At 52.0% G+C, this 21,146-nt stretch carries 19 protein-coding genes; 10 read left to right on the top strand and 9 right to left on the bottom strand.

All coding sequences use genetic code 11. The annotated features are described in order from the left end of the window. Positions 1 to 170 precede the first annotated feature (170 nt). Positions 171 to 704, top strand: a complete 534-nt coding sequence (locus ACTHTQ_RS06680; RefSeq protein WP_440363481.1) for an acyltransferase — start codon at positions 171 to 173, stop codon at positions 702 to 704. Between the two features lie 61 nt (positions 705 to 765). Here the strand turns inward: ACTHTQ_RS06680 and ACTHTQ_RS06675 are convergent, their stop codons facing one another. The 4 genes from ACTHTQ_RS06675 to ACTHTQ_RS06660 form a co-directional block, all read right to left on the bottom strand. Next, entirely contained in the window at positions 766 to 1,221 is a 456-nt protein-coding gene (locus ACTHTQ_RS06675) for a four-helix bundle copper-binding protein (RefSeq protein WP_311458614.1), read from the bottom strand. 303 nt (positions 1,222 to 1,524) lie between these two features. Continuing rightward, positions 1,525 to 1,953: a L,D-transpeptidase gene (locus tag ACTHTQ_RS06670; protein WP_070632731.1), complete on the bottom strand. Its 429-nt coding sequence runs from the start codon at positions 1,951 to 1,953 to the stop codon at positions 1,525 to 1,527. 8 nt (positions 1,954 to 1,961) lie between these two features. Then, a complete protein-coding gene (locus ACTHTQ_RS06665; RefSeq protein ID WP_440363480.1) occupies positions 1,962 to 2,483 on the bottom strand; it encodes an outer membrane protein assembly factor BamE in 522 nt (173 codons plus the stop codon). A 459-nt stretch (positions 2,484 to 2,942) separates the two neighbouring features. Then, entirely contained in the window at positions 2,943 to 3,581 is a 639-nt protein-coding gene (locus ACTHTQ_RS06660) for an MBL fold metallo-hydrolase (protein WP_003683764.1), read from the bottom strand. Between the two features lie 115 nt (positions 3,582 to 3,696). On the opposite strand from ACTHTQ_RS06660, the gene cysE reads away from it, so the two are divergent. The 5 genes from cysE (at position 3,697) to ACTHTQ_RS06635 (ending at position 8,356) form a co-directional block, all read left to right on the top strand. Next, positions 3,697 to 4,506, top strand: coding sequence for a serine O-acetyltransferase (cysE, locus tag ACTHTQ_RS06655; protein WP_440363498.1), 810 nt, complete (start codon positions 3,697 to 3,699; stop codon positions 4,504 to 4,506). A gap of 246 nt (positions 4,507 to 4,752) precedes the next feature. Next, positions 4,753 to 6,804, top strand: coding sequence for a hypothetical protein (locus ACTHTQ_RS06650; RefSeq protein ID WP_440363479.1), 2,052 nt, complete (start codon positions 4,753 to 4,755; stop codon positions 6,802 to 6,804). 101 nt (positions 6,805 to 6,905) lie between these two features. Next, complete coding sequence (locus ACTHTQ_RS06645; RefSeq protein ID WP_440363478.1) at positions 6,906 to 7,193, top strand: helix-turn-helix domain-containing protein; 288 nt, start codon at positions 6,906 to 6,908, stop codon at positions 7,191 to 7,193. Positions 7,194 to 7,215: 22 nt separating this feature from the next. After that, positions 7,216 to 7,446 (top strand): IS3 family transposase, encoded by a 231-nt coding sequence (locus tag ACTHTQ_RS06640; protein ID WP_440346237.1) that lies wholly within the window; start codon positions 7,216 to 7,218, stop codon positions 7,444 to 7,446. 103 nt (positions 7,447 to 7,549) lie between these two features. Further along, positions 7,550 to 8,356 carry a DNA ligase gene (locus ACTHTQ_RS06635; protein WP_440346238.1) on the top strand — a complete coding sequence of 269 codons (807 nt, stop codon included), beginning with the start codon at positions 7,550 to 7,552 and terminating at the stop codon, positions 8,354 to 8,356. Positions 8,357 to 8,451: 95 nt separating this feature from the next. Here ACTHTQ_RS06635 and ACTHTQ_RS06630 read toward each other — a convergent pair whose 3' ends face one another. Together ACTHTQ_RS06630 and ACTHTQ_RS06625 are read right to left on the bottom strand one after the other, a co-directional pair. Continuing rightward, positions 8,452 to 9,102, bottom strand: coding sequence for an HAD-IA family hydrolase (locus ACTHTQ_RS06630; RefSeq protein WP_049328522.1), 651 nt, complete (start codon positions 9,100 to 9,102; stop codon positions 8,452 to 8,454). Between the two features lie 10 nt (positions 9,103 to 9,112). Beyond that, entirely contained in the window at positions 9,113 to 10,099 is a 987-nt protein-coding gene (locus ACTHTQ_RS06625; RefSeq protein WP_440363477.1) for an RluA family pseudouridine synthase, read from the bottom strand. A gap of 515 nt (positions 10,100 to 10,614) precedes the next feature. On the opposite strand from ACTHTQ_RS06625, the gene ACTHTQ_RS06620 reads away from it, so the two are divergent. Then, positions 10,615 to 13,512: an Rne/Rng family ribonuclease gene (locus ACTHTQ_RS06620; protein WP_039861875.1), complete on the top strand. Its 2,898-nt coding sequence runs from the start codon at positions 10,615 to 10,617 to the stop codon at positions 13,510 to 13,512. Between the two features lie 233 nt (positions 13,513 to 13,745). Further along, entirely contained in the window at positions 13,746 to 14,465 is a 720-nt protein-coding gene (locus ACTHTQ_RS06615) for a hypothetical protein (protein WP_199900426.1), read from the top strand. 121 nt (positions 14,466 to 14,586) lie between these two features. On the opposite strand, the gene mscL is transcribed toward ACTHTQ_RS06615, so the two are convergent. Further along, positions 14,587 to 15,030, bottom strand: a complete 444-nt coding sequence (gene mscL / locus ACTHTQ_RS06610; RefSeq protein ID WP_004519029.1) for a large conductance mechanosensitive channel protein MscL — start codon at positions 15,028 to 15,030, stop codon at positions 14,587 to 14,589. Positions 15,031 to 15,478: 448 nt separating this feature from the next. Continuing rightward, entirely contained in the window at positions 15,479 to 16,267 is a 789-nt protein-coding gene (gene fabI, locus ACTHTQ_RS06605; RefSeq protein WP_049332846.1) for an enoyl-ACP reductase FabI, read from the bottom strand. A gap of 208 nt (positions 16,268 to 16,475) precedes the next feature. Here fabI and ppk1 point away from each other — a divergent pair, with 208 nt between their 5' ends. Then, positions 16,476 to 18,533 (top strand): polyphosphate kinase 1, encoded by a 2,058-nt coding sequence (ppk1, locus tag ACTHTQ_RS06600; RefSeq protein WP_049332845.1) that lies wholly within the window; start codon positions 16,476 to 16,478, stop codon positions 18,531 to 18,533. A gap of 102 nt (positions 18,534 to 18,635) precedes the next feature. After that, entirely contained in the window at positions 18,636 to 20,651 is a 2,016-nt protein-coding gene (locus ACTHTQ_RS06595; RefSeq protein WP_440363476.1) for a prolyl oligopeptidase family serine peptidase, read from the top strand. Between the two features lie 276 nt (positions 20,652 to 20,927). Here ACTHTQ_RS06595 and ACTHTQ_RS06590 read toward each other — a convergent pair whose 3' ends face one another. Then, positions 20,928 to 21,146: a hypothetical protein gene (locus ACTHTQ_RS06590; protein ID WP_440363475.1), complete on the bottom strand. Its 219-nt coding sequence runs from the start codon at positions 21,144 to 21,146 to the stop codon at positions 20,928 to 20,930.

Here is a 21,146-nt window from a genome sequence, read left to right as displayed (position 1 = left end):
AGGGCAGTTTCGCAACAGAAGAGAACAGTTTAGAATATCGAACTAAATATTATGCGGTCAGATTGTAATCTAACTGAAAAGAGGATGTAAAACCTCCTCTAGATGTGAAACTTTAAGAAGAATAATAGTCTGAATAATATTTACGCTTGTACGAACAGGAGGCGGAATTAATGTGGAAAAGGATATTGACGCGTATTTTGCGTGTTTGGGGAGGGATGTTGCCTCCGTCTTATTGCAAACCATTCGGCAGAATTGCGCAAAAATTCCGTGCTACTTTGGCTGCGTGCATTTCCCCAAACATCGGCAAAAACGTCAATATTGAAAAAGGCGGATATGTTTTTCCAGATACGGTAATCGGCGACAATTCGGGTATCGGCGTAAATTGCGAAATCTGCCGCGGTTTGACCCTCGGCAAGAACGTGATAATGGGGCCGGAATGCCTGTTTTATTCGACCAACCACAAATTCAACCCTGAAACCCGCCGCTTTGAAGGTTATACAGATATCAGCCCGATTGTGATTGAAGATGATGTTTGGATTGGTCGGCGTGCGATTATCATGGGCGGTGTTACCATCGGCAAGGGCGCGGTAATCGGTGCAGGGTCGGTGGTTACCAAAGATGTGCCGCCTTATTGCGTGGCTGCGGGCAATCCTGCAATTGTTCGGAAAAAACTGCTGAATGAGCAAGAGCTTGCAGCCGAATAGCATGAACAAAATAGCAAAATAAAAGGCCGTCTGAAATTCAGACGGCCTTTTTTAATATTGATTAAGCGGCAATTTTTTCGCATTCTTTAATGCAAGCCAAGCAAGACTCGTAGCAGGCTTTGCATTCAGCGTGGTGGCCGGCGTGTTCTTTGCAGGCGGCAGCACATTGTTTGCAGGCTTCGATGCACACTTTTGCCAAAGACGGGGTCAGGCGTGAATTTTGGGCAGCGAGGTTTTGCAATGTGCCGCACAGTGCCAACATTTGGTTAGCGCCGGCTGCGCAGTCTTTCATGGAGGTATCGCCTTCGCTCAACAGGGCGATGCAGTGTGCTAGACAGATTTGACCGGCTTCAACGCAATGTGCGGCCGCTTTGCGCGCAGCTTCGTAGGCGCGCGGTGCAGAATGCGCGTGACCAGCATGGTGTGCATGGCCTGCATGGTCGTGAGCGCGGGCAAAAGAAGCGGCGGCGGTGAGGGAAACAGCAGCAGCGCTGCCGATAAATTGACGACGGTTCATAAGATAGAGTCCTTTTTGCTTTGTGAAATAATATTACGAATGATTAAGTCTATTCGATAACAATAGGTTAACATATTCTTTGTTTGTAAACAATAAAGGCTGTTTGAGCTTTCAGACGGCCTTTCTTTTAGATTTACACGTTAGGTTGATAGAGTTTTCTTTTCCTGAATCAGCAGCTTCAACAAAGTTGCTGCGTTGTCCAAGACAGTATCAGCATATCCAACAATAAAGGTTTTGGCCAATAAAAAAGAAAAGGCCGTCTGAAAAATATTCAGACGGCCTTTATTCAAACTAAAGCCTACATCAGATGATTTCTAAAATGAAGTACTGACGCAGTTTTTCGTACACATGGCTTTGTACGTTGATACAACCATTGGTTATGATGCGGTCGGCCACATGAGGGGAGACGATGCGTTCCATGCGTCTTTCTTGTGGCTTGAGCGTCCATACCCTATGTAACGCAAACAGAAAGTCATTTTCTTCTTTGAAGCCGATAACTTCGCCACCGTAACCCGGTTTGCTGGTCATCATCGGCGTCATATTGAATTTGCCTTTCGGCGTGGTCTTGCCAATTAGTACCGGATGGCACTGACCGTCATCGGCAAAGCAAAGCTCCGCCTTAGCTGTATTGACCACAACTTTTTTGCGTTGGATATAGTCGCTGACAGCATCGGCAGCGGCCAAAGAATTCAGGCCTGCTGCCAAGGCTATACCCAATAGGATCCGTTTCAAATTTGTCCTTATTGACGGATGCGTTCAGGAGCTTCTTTAATGATCTCGCGGATGATCACTTGAGGCTCTTGTTTAGGTTTAGGTGTAGGTGCTGGAGGAGGACATACGGCATCTTTAGGGAATACTGGATTCCAGAAGAAGCTGCGTGCAAATTTGTCTTTGTCGAAGATCACTTTGTATTGGCAAGTAGTGATGCCTTCAACGCCGGAAGTGTTTTCAGGGTCAACGCCTACGCCCGGGGTGTAGAAGTGGAACAGGTAGTCCCATTCACGCACGCCAACCATGCCTTCGTCGTAGTGAGGACGGCCGAGGATTTTGTAGATGTCGTCTTTGGTCAGACCAGGACGCATTTGATCCAGCTCGTCAAAAGTCGGGAATGTACCGCGGACTTTGTTGAAGGTCAGGGAGTAAGGTTTAGGGAAGCGTGGCTCGTCTGTAGTGCCTTCAGGAGTGATTTTGCTCTTAGTAGCACAGGCGGCCAGCAGGCCGGTAGCCAGCAGAACGAAGCCCACTTTTGCGATTTTTTTCATTTGATAATCCTTTTATTGATTTTACCGGCCGAACTTTTCAGACGGCCTGTTAGTGCCGGCAGCGAGTTTGCCGGTTTACCCAAATAATGTTGTGCTTCTTAAAGATGTCCCCGACGGTTTGACAAACAGAACATCGGCACATTCCGGCAGGGCATTACACCTCATCTCCGTTGTATCCGCCTGAATCGGCAGAACCGTTCAGACGGCCTGACTGACATTTATTGTCACTTTGTAACAATTTCACTGCGAGTAAGGCTTGGGGTTTAGAGATGTCCGGTTTTCGATAAATCAGGTTGTATTGCGTAATACCTTGTTATCTTTGTGCTTTAGTTCTTTTTGGCATTTGCCGGAGATTAGGTACTTAATCTTTCGGGTGTTATTCCTGCAAATTGTATGTCAGTTTTCCTTTATACGCATAATCTGTGTATGCCAGAATGTTGGCTTTATACAATATTCATACTAACGAACCAGAAACGGATTGTACCTTTTCTCATGCCCGATACTGGTCATGCGGCCGTGTCCGGCTATAACTTGCGTGGTTTCGGGCAGAGTTAATAGTTTAGCGCAGATATTGTTTATGAGGTCATCATGATTGCCGCGCGGAAAATCTGTGCGACCAACGGTCTCATAAAATAAAACATCGCCTGCGACTAAAAGACCGTTTTCGGCGTTATAGAAAACGACTTGGCCGGGAGTGTGGCCGGGAATGTGGAGGACTTGGAAGCTGTGGTTGCCGACCTTGAGCGATTCTCCTTCTTCCAACCAGCGTGTCGGCGTGAATGACGGAGAAACGGGGAAGCCGTATTGCGCCGTCGTTTGCGGAAGGGCTTGGAGCAGGAATTCGTCGTCTTTGTGCGGGCCGAGAACGGGTATATCGCAGGTTTTCAAAAGTTCAACTACGCCGCCTGCGTGGTCAAGATGGCCGTGGGTCAGCCAAATGGCGGTCAGCTTGAGGCCTTTGTTTTGGACTTGTTGCAATAAATAGGGTACATCGCCGCCGACATCGGTCAAAACGGCTTCTTTGGTTTCATCGTCCCAAATCAGCGTGCAGTTTTGACGGAAGGGGGTAACAGCGTTGATTTCAAATTGGAGTGCCATGGGTGTTCCTAGGAAAGGCTTGTTTAATGTTGTTTACGTTTCAGACGGCCTTTTGCACATGGGTGCATACTTTCGGCTACAATCGCAGCTTTTACGCAACAGAGGCCGTCTGAAAATGGAAAATACCTATTTTAACCTGTGGCAGACCATACGCAACGAAGTCGAGCAGTCGGCGGCGGAAGAACCTATGCTGGCCAGCTTCCTCCACATGACCGTGCTGCGGCACGACAGTTTGGAGCGGGTGCTGGCCTTCCACCTGTCGAGCAAGCTGGCCAATCCGACCATGGATATGCGCACGCTGTACGAACTCTACCTGCACGCGCTGGAAAAAGAACCGTCCATCGGCGAAGCCGTCCGCGCCGACATCACGGCCTATTACGAACGCGACCCGGCCTGCGACCAATACTGCCTGCCGCTTTTGTATTTCAAAGGCTACCACGCCATTCAGGCGCACCGCATCAACCATTGCCTGTGGAAGGAAGGGCGCAAAACGCTGGCCTATTTCCTGCAAAACCGCGCTTCCGAAGTGTTCGGCGTCGATATCCATCCGGCCGCCCGTTTCGGGCAGGGGATTATGATTGACCACGGCACCGGCGTCGTCATCGGCGAAACCGCCGTTTTAGGCAACGACATTTCCATCCTTCACGGCGTAACCCTCGGCGGTTCGGGCAAAGAGGGCGGCGACCGCCACCCGAAAATCGGCGACGGCGTGATGATAGGCGCGAACGCCTCCGTATTGGGCAACATCCGCGTGAACGAATGCGCGAAAATCGGCGCGGGCAGCGTGGTGGTGGCGGACGTGCCCGCCTACAGCACCGTTGTCGGCGTGCCCGCCCGCGTGGTCGGCAACAAATCGCATGCCAAACCGGCGGAGGAAATGAATCAGAATTTTTATGAGGAAATGAATCAGGATTTCTATATTTGAACCTGTTCGTTCGGTAAGCGGTAAAACCTTGAGGCCGTCTGAAAGCAAAACATCCCTGCTTTTCAGACGGCCTCCCTGCCGCTCTTAACTTTTTTAAAGTTTTGTATAATTTATTGAAATTTTGAAAACACACAAACCCCGCATACCAAACTGCTATAATCGCGCCGATTTCATAGCACCAACCAAGCTGCGGCGGACACCCGCCGCTTTTTATAACCTGAATTTTGTAACCTAAAAAGGGAAAACATGACTATGCAAAAACCATCTCCCGTACACCGCCTTTTAACCCTCGCCGCCCTGCTGGCCGCCCTGCCTGCCGCCGCCGCGCCCGATAACATTACCGACCTCGGTACGTTGAAAAACGATAATTCGGGGATTTCGCATGCATTCAGCTTCAACAGCGACAGTTCGATAGTAGTCGGATATTCGGACTGGGATGGTGGTATACGTGGCCGCGCCACCGTCTGGTCGGGCAGCAACTGGGCCACCAAAACCGACCTCGGCACACTGAGAAGCGATAATACTGGGTTTTCTGTTGCAAGTGGCACCAACGGTGACGGCTCAGTAGTAGTCGGATATTCGAACTGGGATGGTAGTTCAGATTCCCGTGCCACCGTCTGGTCGGGCAGCGGCTGGGCCACCAAAACCGACCTCGGTACGCTCCGCACCGGTAATTTGGGTCAATCGAGTGCAGCTGCCGTCAGCAGTGACGGCTCAGTAGTAGTCGGCAATGCGGATAACAATGACCGCAGCCAACGTGCCGCCGTCTGGTCGGGCAGCGGCTGGGCCACCAAAACCGACCTCGGCACACTGAAAGCCGACAATTCGTGGAATTCGGTGGCAACGGCCGTCAACGGTGACGGCTCAGTAGTAGTCGGACATTCGGACTGGGATGGTAGTTCAGATTCCCGTGCCACCGTCTGGTCGGGCAGCGGCTGGGCCACCAAAACCGACCTCGGTACGCTGAAAAGCGACAATTTGGGGGTTTCGTACGCACGCGCCGTCAGCAGTGACGGCTCGCTGGTGCTCGGCGAGGCGCAAAACGACAACGGCGAAATCCACGCCACCGTCTGGTCGGGCAGCGGCTGGACCACCAAAACCGATCTCGGCACGCTGAAAAGCGATAATTCGGGAAATTCGAAAGTACATGGCATCAGCCGCGATAGTTCTGTAGTAGCCGGCCGTGCGGACAACGATAACGGCGAAGAACGTGCCACCGTCTGGTCAGGCAGCAACTGGACCACCAAAACCGACCTCGGCACGCTCAAAACCGACAATTCGGGCTCATCGTCGGTGAACGCCATCAGCGCCGACGGTAATTTTGCGGTCGGACTGGCAGACAACGACAATGGCGACTACCACGCCGTCGTTTGGAACCTGCGCAGCCTCAACATCCGCCCCACGGATACCGCCAACACCCGCGCCTCCTTGTCGCTGCTGTCCGCCGATACCGCCTCCCTGCTCGCACAGCGCGCCCGCGCGGCTGAAAACCTGCTGGGCGGCTGCCGCGCCGACGGCGGCAAATTCTGCTACAGCGCCGGATACCGCCGCGACATAGGACACGGCGCAAGCTCGCGCGGTGCAGACTTCGCCTTCGGCTACGGCTTCACCGACAACTTCGATGCCGCCGTCTCCCTGGCGGTTCCCGCCCGTGCCGAAGAAAACGGCAGCCACCGCCTGAAATCCGGCGTCGGCATCGGCCTGTCCGCACGCCTCCATAACGGCGCGGGCTGGTATGCCGTACCCGCCGCCGCCTTTGAAACGGACAAAACCCGCATCCGCCGCCCCCACCTGAACGGCACGGAAAGCCCCGAGAACACCGTCCGCACCAAAGGCCGCGCATACAGCCTGACGGCCGGCCGCGACTACGGCACGTCCGGAGAAAAAACCTTAGGCTGGTACGCCGCGCTGCGCCGCACCGAAGCTGAACGCCCGTCTTATAGCGAAGACGCGGGCCTGTCCTTCCCGTTTGCCTACGGCGCGGCCAAGCTGAAGGAAACCTCATTGGCGGCAGGCATAAAAGGCCGCCTGCCCCTGACCGGCAAGCTGGCATGGTACGGCAATGCGGAAGTTGCACAGCGCGTGGGCGGCGGCAAAGCCCGCTTCACCGCCGAGGCTCCTTTCTTCGGCAAATATGAAACGGAGCGCGAAACCTCGCGTACCCGTCCGTCCGTACAGACCGGCGTAGACTACGCCTTCAGCCCCTCCGCCGTACTGTCGCTGGGCGGCTATGTCGGCCGCAACGCCTTCTCCGGCACCGACAAAGGCATATTCCTGAAGCTGAACGGCAAGTTCTAACCGTGTAAGGCAATAAAAAAGGCCGTCTGAAACCTGAAAACGGGTTGAACTGCACCCCAAAAGTTGGATATCCCCTCCAACTCACAAGGTGCAGTTTTTTTATGAGCAAATATACATTACACTTCAAATACCAAGCCGTACTCCACTACCTGCATATACGCAGCCAACAGCGTACCGCAGACCACTACGGCATCTCCCGAACCCACCTGCGACGATGGATACGCGCCTATCAAGAAGGCGGCATCGGCGCACTCGAACATCCCCAATCCAAAACCATGCCCCAACACCGCAAAAACCCCTTCATCGCAGATAAACCCGACCACGAAAAAACACAGGCAGAGCTTATCGAAGAGTTGTGCTATATGCGCGCAAAGGTTGCCTACCTATAGGGAATTGCTTGCGGAGCATTCCATGGTTCAAAGCATGTCGCGAAAGGCGAATTGTTGGGACAATGCGCCGATGGAAAGCTTCTTTGCGGTGTTGAAGACGGAGTGTTTCTATAACGCAGGAGAATTGACGGTGGACGAATTGATGAAACAGATAGATGATTATATGGATTACTACAACCGGGAGCGTTGCAGTTTGAAATTGAAAAAGCCGAGTCCTGTCGCATACAGAACCCGGCTTGCACAGAGCGCCTGAATAGGCTTTTATGAGTATCCAAGATTTGGGGGCCAGTTCATTTTTTGCTATTATGTATATATAATAAAAAGCAAGTCTGGAAAAATGTCTTATGAATAATGTAATGCGGATCATGATACCGATTTTTGCGGTTTCTTTCATCTCTGCGGCGTTTGGTGCAGATTTGTTGTTGGCGCAGGAATATAAAAATCAAGATATTGCCGGTTGGGCCATGAGTGAAAAGTTGGATGGCGTACGCGCGTATTGGGACGGCAGGCGGCTGGTCAGTCGTCAGGGTTATGCGTTTACACCGCCCAAAGGTTTTACAGCAGGTTTTCCGCCGTTTCCGATGGATGGTGAGTTGTACAGCGGACGAGGGCAGTTTGAGCAAATTTCCGCGACGGTGCGTTCTGCCTCGGGAAATTGGGACGGCATCCGTTTGCATGTTTTTGATGTGCCGCAGGCGCAGGGTAATCTGTATCAGCGGCTGGAAACGGCTTCGAAATGGCTGAAATCACACCCGTCGGCACGGTTTACGGTCATTCCGCAAGTCAAGGTGCGCGACAAACAGCATGCTTTGGATTTTTTGAAACAAGTTGAAGCGTTGGGTGGGGAAGGGGTGATGCTGCGTCAACCTGAAGCCCGTTATGCAAGCGGTAGAAATGGGCAGCTGTTGAAGCTGAAAAGTGAATATGATGATGAATGTACGGTAACGCGTCATTATGAGGGCAAAGGGCGCAATGTCGGGCGTTTGGGTGCGGTAGGATGCAAAAACCAATATGGCGAGTTTCGTATCGGCAGCGGTTTTAAGGATAAAGACCGCGACCATCCGCCGAAAATCGGTGCACTGATTACTTACCGTTATCGTGGTTTTACGCAAAAGGGAACGCCGAAATTTGCAACATTTGTCAGGGTGCGCTCGGATCGATAAAACAAATGAAAGGCCGTCTGAAAATAGGTTTCAGACGGCCTTTAATATAGATGTTGCATAGCCTTTAGGGCTAATCTACGTCAGCCCCTAGCCTTTTATAAGGTTTCCAATACATCAGGCAATTCGGCCAAGCTGTTGAGTATGGCGACATGGGGCATGGAGGAAAGCTGTTGGGCGGTGTGTGCGCCGGTGGCAACTGCGATGGCGCGGATTTTGGCATTGGCGGCCATTTCTAGGTCGTGGGTGGTATCGCCGACGACGACGGCCTCTTCCGGTTCAACACCCAGTCGGTCGCAGAGGGCAAGTACCATGTCGGGCGCGGGTTTGGACGGATATTCGCTAGCGCAGGCAGTTTCCAGCCAAAAGGCTTGGGTGTCGGTTTGTGCAATGGCTTTGTCCAAGCCGCTTCGGCCTTTGCCGGTGGCGATGGCAAGCCAATAACCTTGTTGTTGCAAGCGTTGCAGGCAGGACAGGGCTTCGGGGAACAGGGTCATATTGTGATTGTTGGGATTGAGGTAGTGCGCGGCATAGGTCTCAATCAGTGTTTCCTGAACGTGTTCGCTGACGTTGTGGGCAAGGCGGCGGATGATGCCAGAGAGGCTGTATCCGATGAGCGGACGGATTTGGTCGGCTTCGGGAACGGGCAGGCCGCAATCGGCAAAGCTTTGTTGAAAGGTGTGGATGATGGGGTTGGTGGTGTCGGCAAGCGTGCCGTCCCAGTCGAAAATGATGAGTTTGGGTTTCATGGGTTTCCTTTCAGACGGCCTTTTCCTGATTTTCCAGCATTAAAACAAATTGCGCCAATTCTTGCGGCAGGGGTGCTTTCAGGATCAGTTTTTCGCCGGTCAGCGGATGGGCGAGGTGCAGCTCGGAAGCGTGCAGGAACATTCTTTTTAAACCGAGTTTCTGCAGGCGTTTGTTGGCCTGATAGTCACCGTAGCGTTCGTCGCCGGCAATGGGGCAGTCTTGCGATTGCAGGTGGACGCGGATTTGGTGGGTGCGGCCGGTTTTCAGGGTGGCTTCGACAAAGGTCAGGTCGGAAAGGCCGACTTGGTGCAAAAGGCCGTCTGAAAAACGGTTTAACACGCGGAAGATGGTGTGGGCGGATTGGCCGTCTTCGCTGACGCGCACCATTTTTTCGCCTTGTGCGCCGGTGTATTTGAACAGGGGGAGCTTGACGTGGAAGCGGTCGTTCGGCAGTTTTCCGACACCCAGTGCAAGATAGATTTTTTTCGGATGGTCGTTGCGGATGGCTTCGTGCAGTTTTACCAAGGCGCTGCGTTTTTTGGCAATCATCAAAAGGCCGCTGGTGTCTTTGTCGAGGCGGTGGACGAGTTCGAGATAACGCGCTTCGGGACGGGCGCGGCGGATTTGCTCGATGACGCCGAAGCTCACGCCGCTGCCGCCGTGGACGGCAATGCCGGAAGGTTTGTTGATGACCAAAAGCGCATCGTCTTCGTAAACGATGTCAAACTCGCGCGCAGGCGCGGCCTGGCTTTCAGACGGCCTTTGTTTTTCGGCGATGCGTATCGGCGGAATACGGACGGTATCGCCTGCCTGAATGCGGTTGTCGGGTTTGCTGCGTTTTTTGTTCAGCCGCACTTCGCCGGCGCGGATAATGCGGTGGATATGGCTTTTCGGGACGCCTTTGAGGATTTTTATCAGATAGTTATCAAGGCGTTGGCCTTCCTCGTGTTCGGCAACGGCAATCAGGCTGACTGAATCTTTGCGTATTGCGTGCATTTTCTCTATAATCCCAAACGTCCGTTTCTGGACCCGAACCTGCCGTCGCAGGCCGTCTGAAACGGATTTATTGTTAAAACGAGATTTTATATTAAAAACGCACTCCGCAAAGCATTTCCTTGTGTTTGTTCAAAGCCGGCAAACGCAATCCCGTAATTAAGTTTGAATTGAACCTGCCGTCCGGCCGGGCGTAAGACGCAGTCCGCGCAGCACCGTCCGAAATTACCGGCGCTACGATAATAAGAAGATGTAGGCTGCCTTATTTTGTCCGAAGCATCAGCATTCGGACGGCAGCGGAACCATCAACCTTTCCGCCGCATTGTTCTTTATTTCCTTCTTTATCCGAATCCGTCCGCACATGGCTTGAGCTCAAGCATGCAACCTTGCGGATTTCAAATCAAATACTGGTTACACGGGGGATCTCCCCATCTTGTCTTTGAAGAGTGCCAACCGGACAGACAGGCCGTCTGAAAAAGATATTCAAAAATCAAACGGCCGCTGTTCACGAGGTGACTATGAAAAGAATGTTATTCAACGCAACGCAGGCCGAAGAGCTGCGCGTTGCCATTGTTGATGGCCAAAACCTTTTGGACTTGGACATCGAAACGCTGGGCAAAGAACAGCGTAAAGGCAATATCTACAAAGGTATCATTACCCGCATCGAGCCGTCGCTGGAAGCGTGTTTCGTCGATTACGGAACCGACCGCCACGGCTTTTTGCCGTTTAAGGAAGTATCGCGTTCGTATTTCCGCGATTACGAAGGCGGCAGGGCGCGAATTCAAGACGTGCTCAAAGAAGGCATGGAAGTTATCGTCCAAGTTGAAAAAGACGAACGCGGCAACAAAGGCGCGGCACTGACCACCTTCATCAGCCTGGCCGGCCGCTATCTGGTATTGATGCCGAACAACCCGCGCGGCGGCGGCGTATCCCGCCGTATCGAAGGCGAAGAGCGTCAAGAGTTGAAAGCCGCCATGGCTGAACTCGACATTCCGAACGGTATGAGCATCATCGCCCGCACCGCCGGCATCGGCCGCAGCGCGGAAGAGTTGGAATGGGACTTGAACTACCTCAAACAGCTCTGGCAAGCCATTGAAGAAGCAGGCAAAGCACACCATGACCCTTACCTGCTCTTTATGGAAAGCTCGCTGCTGATTCGTGCGATTCGCGACTATTTCCGTCCCGATATCGGCGAGATTTTGGTGGACAATCAAGAAGTTTACGACCAAGTTGCCGAATTCATGAGCTACGTCATGCCGAGCAATGTAGGCCGTCTGAAACTCTATCAAGACCACACGCCGCTGTTCTCCCGTTTCCAAATCGAACACCAAATCGAAAGTGCGTTCTCACGCAGCGTCAGCCTGCCTTCCGGCGGCGCGATTGTGATCGACCATACCGAAGCCCTGGTTTCCATCGACGTCAACTCTGCGCGTGCCACACGCGGCTCGGATATTGAAGACACCGCGTTCAAAACCAATATGGAAGCCGCCGAAGAGGTCGCCCGTCAAATGCGCCTGCGCGACTTGGGCGGTTTGGTCGTCATCGACTTCATCGACATGGAAAATCCGAAACACCAACGCGATGTTGAAAACGTCCTGCGCGACGCGCTCAAAAAAGACCGCGCACGCGTGCAAATGGGCAAACTTTCGCGTTTCGGCCTTTTGGAGTTGAGCCGCCAACGTTTGAAACCGGCTCTGGGAGAAAGCAGCCATGTTGCGTGTCCGCGCTGTGCCGGTACAGGCGTCATCCGCGGCATCGAATCCACCGCCCTGCACGTTTTGCGCATCATTCAAGAAGAAGCAATGAAAGACAACACCGGCGAAGTACACGCACAAGTGCCTGTCGATGTTGCCACCTTCCTGTTGAACGAAAAACGCGCCGAGCTGTTTGCGATGGAAGAGCGCTTGGATGTGAACGTCGTCCTGATTCCAAACATCCACTTGGAAAATCCGCACTACGAAATCAACCGCATCCGCATTGATGACGTAGAAGAAGACGGCGAACCGAGCTACAAACGCGTTGCCGAGCCGGAAGAAGACGAATCCGCCAAACCTTTCGGCAGCGAAAAAGCCAAAGCTTCCCGTCCTGAGCCAGCTGTCAAAGGCGTACGCCATACCCAGCCTGCACCGACTGTCGCCCCTGAGAAAAAAGCCTCTTGGTGGGACAGCTTCAAAGCTTGGTTGAAACGCATTTTCGGCGGCGAGCCTGCACCTGTCGCAGTTGCTCAAGAGCCTGCCGAAAAACGCACTACAAACAACCGCAGCCAAAACAGTAACCGCCGTTCAAACAGCCGCCGTCAAAATCCACGCCGCAACAACAAAAACGACGGCAGCAAAGTCGAAGTGCGCGAAGTGAATGCCGAAGCTGTCGACAGTAAGTTTGAAGAAAACAAATCAAACGAAAGCCGCAACGACGAGCGTAAAGACACCCGCCGCAACCGCAACCGTAACAACCGCCGCGATGATCGCAACAACGAGCGCAATCGTGTTGAGGAAGTGGTTGAAGACGTAAACGTTCAGGAAGTGGCTGCACTGGCTGAGATGCCGTCTGAAAACCAAGCGGAACAAAACGGCAATAAACGCCGCCGCAACAACAGTCGCAACGAGCGCAACCGTCATCAACCTGCGGAAAACCGTGTTGAGGACGTGAACGTTCAAGCCGATGGCGAACAGGCGCAAGTCGAAGCGGACGACAACGCCCGCAGCGAAGAGGGTGTGAAAAACAACGGCCGTCAAGGACGCGACTGCAACAACCGTCAGCGCAACAACCGTCAGCGCAACAACCGCAACGACCGCCGTTCTAACAGCAAAAAACGCAATATTCCGTCTTCAGCAAAAATCGAGCAATACCTGAACATTACCGATACCGCCGACAAAGTTCTCTTTGCTGTGGCGCATGTTTTGGGTTTGAACGAAACGGTTGAAGCTGCAAATGCGACATTGTCTTCTGAAAGCGATCAAGCCGAGCCGCTGGTGATTGTAGTATCCGAGCCTGAAGTGACCAGCGCAGAGCCATTCGTATTTGCGATTGAAAGCGAAGACGAGCCTGCCGTAGCGCAAACTGAAGGCGCTGATGCCGAACAAGCCCTGCTTGCTTCTGCAGTCAGCAATGTCAAAGAAGCCATTGCTGCGGTATTGTCTCCAAATGCAACGGCTACTGTTGCATCGGTTGAAGCACCAGCCGAAACTGTTGTCACACAAACTGAAGCCGTAGCTGAAGCAGCGCCTGTCGCAATCGTTGTGCCTGAGAGCTTGGGCGATTTGATCTTCGTTGAAACCGATCCGCAAGCCGTTGCCGCTTTTGCCGCGCAGCCACAACCTGAACCGGTTGCTAAAACACGCCGTTCGGATGTGCCTAAAGTAGAAGTGGAAGACACAGCAGTCGAAATGATTTTGGTGGAAACACGCAAAGACTAAGATTGGTTTTCCAGTTAAAAGCCCGATGTTGAACGCATCGGGCTTTTTTACAGGAGAAGTGCTACGACTATAGGGAATAGTTAAGAAAAGGAAATTTCTTTTGAGGAGAGTGAGAAGTATGAAGCATCAAGAAGTTGGAGTTATCGATATTTAAAGGTCAGAATCATTGCTACCTTGAAAGACTTAGCCTTTACATAGGGTTGGTCCTGTATAAAAAATAAGATCATGGAAGTATGAATATGAAGTTAAGATATTTTGAATTAGATAGACCTTATGTGGAAAATCGCCAAAGGATCGAGGAGTTGATGGACTCAGCTTCATTAAGATACGAGGAGGCCAGGATAGAGGACTACAATCAAAATTGGAAATGCCGTAGAAAAGCGTTTGTATATGAATCGAAGTGTATGACATCTATGTTGGAGCGACTCTTCAAGCCTGTTCCAACTAAGGATTGTTGGAAAATCATCATAGAATGCATGGATAAGGTCTGCAATCCTTGTATCATAAACTTACTTGGTGTCTATACTGTTCAGGTTCCATTTGATTTTTGTACCTATGAAGCTTTAGATCCTGTTGATAAGAAAAAGATGCTCTTGGCTGCCTTAGTCGAAGGGGCAAACCGTGTATTTCATAAGCTTTCTATTCCATTCTGCTTACTTGGGGATGTAGTGAATGAAATAGAGAGAAACCATTATGAAAATAGTTGGGTATGGAAAAAGAAGAAGATTCAATCCACCACTTTTTCCATTCAAGTGGAACATCAGATCGATAAAGTTGACTTGTTTTGGAATATTGAAAATAAAGACAAGAGTATTCGTCATTTGATTAAAACCTGTCCTGCTCATGAAATGGATTATGGCGTTTACCTTGGTAAATTAGAGGTAAATGATAATTTCCTTTATCTATTGGGTAAAAATAATGAGGTCGTAAGCAAGGTTTCTATAAATAAATGAAGGATAGCTGCTTGTAGTTTTTCTTAAACAGCCAACTATGTCAGAGCGATGGAGTTAGAAAAGGCCGTCTGAAATGGTTTCAGACGGCCTTGGTTTGTGTGTGTATGTTTAGGTATTGTGATTATTTTTTGTTCAGAGAGTCACGGATTTCGCGCAACAACAGAACTTCTTCGCTAGGCTCTGCCGGTGCTTCTTCAGCAGGAGCGTCGGTTTTTTTCAAGGAGTTGATGGCTTTAACCACGCAGAAGATGGCAGCGGCAACGATCAGGAAGCTGATCACAGTGTTGATGAACAGACCGATGTTCAGGGTAACGGCACCGGCTGCTTGAGCGGCTGCCAGGTTGGCGTAACCTTCAGCAGGAGCGGCTTGTGCGCCGTTTTTCAGGGTGATGAACAGGTTGGAGAAATCAACGCCGCCGATTAGTAGACCGATAGGAGGCATGATTACATCGTCAACCAATGATTTGACGATGCCGCTGAATGCTGTACCGACAACCATACCGACTGCGAGGTCGACAACGTTGCCACGCATAATAAATTCTTTAAATTCTGAAGCGATTGACATAATTAATCTCCTGTATGTGTTTGAGTCAAAATCAGATGTGATTCAATTAATCGGCAGGCATCTTAACGCTTTATTAGTTAAGAAAAATTCAATAATGTTAAATTTTGTATTTTATGCCAAAAATGCCCTGCTTCTATGCCTTCTGTATGAAAAACAGGCCGTCTGAATTTTTTCTGTTACTTTTTTACACCACTTTTTATCAGTAGCTAAGTATCAGATAACATGAATGTTATCTTTAGAATCAATGCTCTATCGGAATTTCAAATTGAGGTAGAATGATAATATAATAATGCTGAAAACATAATCATTGAAAGCCTGTAAAGATAATGTTTCGAATTCGTATTTGACTTTCAGACGGCCTTTTTTGTCATGCAGTTATTCAAACCATAATGTAACGGCCATAAAAAACGCACTTTCATCATGAAAGTGCGTTTGGAGTGAAAACTGTTTAGTTCTCTTCGTCGTTCAGCGCGTTGATGCTGTAACCGCCGTCAACGTATGTAATCTCGCCGGTGATGCCGGAAGCGAGGTCGGACAGCAGGAAGGCGGCTGTGTTGCCGACTTCTTCGGTGGTAACGTTGCGACCCAATGGGTTGTGGGAAGCGACGTGGCCCAAGAGTTTGCTTAAATCGGCGATGCCGGAAGCGGCCAGGGTTTTGATCGGGCCTGCGGAGATGCCGTTGCAGCGGATGCCTTCTTTACCCAGACAGGCGGCAGTGAAGCGGATGCCAGCTTCGAGGCTGGCTTTGGCCATGCCCATAACGTTGTAGTTAGGAATGGCACGAACGGCGCCCAAGTAGCTCAGGGCAACGATGGCAGCGTTGCGGCCCTGCATCATCGGACGGGCGGCTTTGGCCAGCGCAGGCAGGCTGTATGCGGAGATTTCGTGAGCGGTGTTGAACGCTTCGCGGCTGATGCTGTCGAGGAAGTCGCCGCTCAAAGCTTCTTTAGGGGCGAAACCGATGGAGTGAACGAGGCCGTCCAAGCCGTCCCAGTGTTTGCCCAAGTCAATGAAAACTTGGTTGATTTCGTCGTCGCTGGCAACGTCGCAGCGGAACACGAGTTCGGAGCCGAGTTCGGCCGCCATTTTACGGACGCGCTCTTCCAGTTTGTCGACAACATAAGTAAATGCCAATTCCGCGCCTTGTTCGCGGCAGGCTTTGGCGATGCCGTAAGCGATGGAACGCTCGGAGATCATGCCGGTAATCAGAATTTTTTTGCCTTGCAAAAAGCCCATTTTCTTATCCTTTAGCAGTGGTATTGCGGTTGCATTAAACTGCGCATTATAGCAAAAACCGCTGTTTCGGCATAGAAAATAACGGATAACCCTTTGACTTGCCTCAAATAGGGATGAGGTTGTCTGCCGAGGCCGTCTGAAACCTGACGGAACGGCGGCAAAACGTTATACTTGATAGTCTTAATGACCGATGTTTCAGGAGTGAACCATGCCCGAGCAAAACCGCATTCTTTGCCGAGAACTCAGCCTGTTGGCGTTTAACCGCCGTGTACTGGCTCAGGCGCAGGATACGAAAGTTCCTTTGTTGGAACGTTTGCGTTTCCTGTGCATCGTGTCTTCCAATTTGGACGAATTTTTTGAAGTGCGCATGGCGTGGTTGAAACGCGAAAACAAATTGCGTCCGCATCAGCTGCTCGACAACGGCAAAACCGCGGCCGAAACCATCGAAGCGGTGGCGAAAGAGGCGCAGGCCTTGATCCGCGAGCAGTACGATCTGTTTAACAAAGTATTGCAGCCTGCACTCAGCCGCGCCGGCATTCATTTCTATCGCCGCCACAAATGGACGGCCGCGCAGAAAAAATGGATCGAGAACTATTTCGACAACGAGCTGTTGCCCATTCTCACACCCATTGGACTTGATCCGTCACACCCGTTTCCGCGCCCGTTAAACAAATCGCTCAACTTCGCCGTCGAACTTGAAGGCACGGATGCGTTCGGCCGTCCGTCAGGAATGGCGATTGTGCAGGCTCCGCGCATTTTGCCGCGCGTCGTCCCCATGCCGTCTGAAATTTGCGGCGGCGATGCAGGCTTTGTGTTCTTGTCTTCGATTTTGCACGCCCATGTCGGCAAACTCTTTCCCGGCATGAAGGTTAAAGATTGCCATCAGTTCCGCCTCACGCGCGACAGTGATTTGACGGTCGATGAAGAAGATTTGAAAAACCTGCGTGCCGCGATTCAAAACGAGTTGCACGACCGCGAATACGGCGACGGCGTGCGCTTGGAAGTGGCAGACACTTGTCCGGCGCATATTCACGATTTCCTGCTTGCCCAGTTCAAACTGACTTCTGCCGAGCTGTATCAGGTCAAAGGGCCGGTCAATTTGGTGCGCCTCAATGCCGTTCCCGATTTGGTGGACAGGCCGGATTTGAAGTTTCCACCGCGCAATGCAGGCCGTCTGAAAGCCTTGCGTAAAAACGGCTCCGTATTCAAACTGGTCAAACAGTCGCCGATTTTGCTGCACCACCCGTATCAGTCTTTCGATCCGGTTGTCCAAATGATACGCGAGGCCGCGGCCGATCCGGATGTATTGGCCGTTAAAATGACCATCTACCGCACCGGCAGCAATTCCGAGCTTGTGCGCGCATTGATGAAGGCTGCGCTGGCGGGCAAGCAGGTTACCGTCGTGGTCGAACTGATGGCACGTTTTGACGAAGCCAACAACGTCAACTGGGCGAAGCAGCTGGAAGAGGCGGGTGCACACGTCGTGTACGGCGTATTCGGCTACAAAGTCCACGCCAAAATGGCTTTGGTTATCCGTCGCGAAGACGGCGTGCTCAAGCGTTATGCACACCTCGGTACCGGCAACTACCACCAAGGCACATCGCGCATCTACACCGACTTCGGCATCATCACTGCCGACGAACAAATCACTGCCGATGTGAACATTCTGTTTATGGAAATCACAGGCTTGGGCAAGCCGGGCCGTCTGAACAAGCTTTATCAAAGCCCGTTTACCCTGCACAAAATGGTCATCGACCGCATCAAGCAGGAAACCGAACACGCCAAAGCCGGCAAACCGGCGCGGATTACCGCCAAGATGAACTCACTCATCGAGCCGAGCGTGATTGATGCGCTGTATCAAGCCAGTGCGGCAGGCGTGCAAATCGATCTGATTGTGCGCGGTATGTGTACTTTGCGCCCTGGTGTAAAAGGCTTGTCCGAAAACATCCGCGTCCGCTCCATTATCGGCCGCCAACTCGAACACTCGCGCGTGTATTGCTTCCATAACAACGGCGCAGACGATACCTTTATCTCCAGCGCCGACTGGATGGGTCGCAACTTCTTCCGCCGCATTGAAGTCGCCACGCCGATTACCACCCCCGAACTCAAAGAACGCGTGATCCGCGAAGGTTTGGAAATGGCCTTGGAAGACAATACCCAGGCTTGGCTGATGCAGCCTGACGGCAGCTATGTCCGCACCCAGCCGCAAGACGGCGAGCCTGCATTTGGTTTGCAGGAAGGTTTGTGGAAAATATACGGACGTTGAGTTGAATAATGTCTCAGGCCGTCTGAAACGCAGGTTTCAGACGGCCTTTTTTGATTTTGCCGTTATAATTCCGTTTCCCAATCTTTCAGACGGCCTTTTCCTATGAAATCCTACCCCGATTCCTATCTCCATTTCGAAAACCTCGACGCCCCCGAAACGCAAAATTTCGCCGCTGAAGCGCATGCCGAAACGCGCGCGCGGTTTTTGGACAACGATAAAGCGCGCGCGCTGTCTGACGGCATTTTGGCGCAGTTGCAGGACACGCGGCAGATTCCGTTTTGTCAGGAACACCGCGCGCGGATGTACCATTTCCATCAGGACGCGGAATATCCGAAGGGCGTGTACCGCGTATGTACCGCGGCGACTTACCGTTCCGGCTATCCTGAGTGGAAAATCCTGTTTTCAGTGGCGGATTTCGATGAATTGCTCGGCGACGATGTATATCTAGGCGGCGTGTCGCACTTGGTGGAGCAGCCCAACCGCGCGTTGTTAACACTGAGCAAATCGGGCGGCGATACGGCGTACACGCTGGAAGTGGATTTGGAAGCAGGGGAATTGGTAGAAGGCGGTTTTCACTTTCCGGCAGGCAAAAACCATGTGTCGTGGCGCGATGAAAACAGCGTTTGGGTCTGTCCGGCTTGGGACGAACGCCAGTTGACCGAATCGGGCTATCCGCGCGAAGTATGGCTGGTGGAGCGCGGCAAGAGTTTCGAGGAAAGCCTGCCGGTGTATCAAATTGCCGAAGACGGCATGATGGTGAACGCGTGGCGTTATCTCGATCCGCAAGGTTCGCCGATTGATTTGATTGAAGCGTCTGACGGTTTTTACACCAAAACTTATTTGCAGGTGTCGTCCGAAGGCGAGGCGAAGCCGTTGAACCTGCCCAACGATTGCGACGTGGTCGGCTATCTGGCCGGACATCTTTTGCTGACGTTGCGTAAAGACTGGAACCGCGCGAACCAAAGCTATCCGAGCGGCGCATTGGTGGCAGTAAAATTGAACCGCGGCGAATTGGGCGCGGCGCAGCTTTTGTTTGCGCCCGATGAAACGCAGGCATTGGAAAGCGTGGAAACGACCAAGCGTTTTGTGGTGGCGAGCCTGCTGGAGAACGTACAAGGCCGTCTGAAAGCATGGCGCTTTACCGACGGCAAATGGCAGGAAGTCGAACTGCCGCACCTGCCTTCGGGCGCGCTGGAAATGACCGACCAACCGTGGGGCGGCGACGTGGTTTACCTAGCCGCCAGCGATTTCACCACGCCGCTGACGCTGTTTGCGCTGGATTTGAACGTGATGGAACTGACCGTCATGCGCCGCCAGCCACAGCAGTTTGATTCAGACGGCATCAACGTGCAACAGTTTTGGACGACTTCGGCCGACGGCGAGCGCATTCCTTATTTTCACGTCGGCAAAAACGCTGCGCCCGACACGCCGACCTTAGTCTATGCCTACGGCGGTTTCGGCATTCCCGAATTACCGCATTATCTGGGCAGCGTTGGCAAATATTGGCTGGAAGAGGGCAACGCCTTCGTGTTGGCGAACATACGCGGCGGCGGCGAGTTCGGTCCGCGTTGGCATCAGGCGGCGCAGGGAATCAGCAAACACAAAAGCGTTGATGATTTATTGGCAGTCGTGCGCGATTTGTCCGAACGCGGCATGAGTTCGCCCAAACACATCGGTTTGCAGGGCGGCAGCAACGGCGGCCTGATTACCGCCGCCGCCTTCGTGCGCGAACCGCAAAGCATAGGCGCGCTGGTGTGCGAAGTGCCGCTGACCGACATGATCCGCTATCCGCTGCTCTCCGCCGGCGCAAGCTGGACGGACGAGTACGGCAATCCGCAAAAATACGAAGTCTGCAAACGCTGGCTGGGCGAATTGTCGCCGTATCACAATCTTTCAGACGGCATCAATTATCCGCCCGCACTCATCACCACCAGCCTCAGCGACGACCGCGTCCATCCCGCCCACGCGCTCAAGTTCTACGCCAAACTGCGCGAAACCTCGCCGCAATCGTGGCTCTACGCTCCAGACGGCGGCGGCCATACCGGCAACGGTACACAACGCGAATCCGCCGACGAACTCGCCTGCGTGTTGCTGTTTTTGAAAGAGTTTTTGGGGTAGAAGCAAGCAGCAGGACTGACCGTTTTGTAAAGTTGAGAAACAAAATACTCTTGTTTCGGCAAGTGAAAAGAAGGCCGTCTGAAAAACGAATATTAAAGTTTTTCAGACGGCCTTCTTTTCTTTTAACTTTCAACATATCCCGATAAAATGGACACTTTGTAAGTAATCATTGATGGAAGACGCAATTATGGCAACCGAACCGAACCGAACCGAACCGAACCGAACCGAACCGAAATTATACACGATTTAGAAAATAATTTCAAACAAAACAACATATTAAAACTCAAACAACTCTTTCCCGAAGTCTTTTGCGAAGACCAAATCGACTTTGAGAAACTCAAACTCGTCCTCGGCGCAGAAAACCTGGCCGGTGCGGGCGAACGTTATCAACTCGATTGGGCGGGCAAAACCGCCGCCTATCTCAACCTGCAAAGCCCCACTTCCCGCACCCTCGTTCCCTGCAAAGAAGAATCCGCAGATTTCGACGGCACGCAA

Origin of the sequence: Neisseria sp. P0020.S003, assembly GCF_051957095.1 — a bacterium.
Taxonomy (GTDB): domain Bacteria; phylum Pseudomonadota; class Gammaproteobacteria; order Burkholderiales; family Neisseriaceae; genus Neisseria; species Neisseria subflava.
The sequence above is the reverse complement of the archived record's forward strand: the minus strand, read 5'-3'. Positions and strand labels throughout refer to the sequence as shown.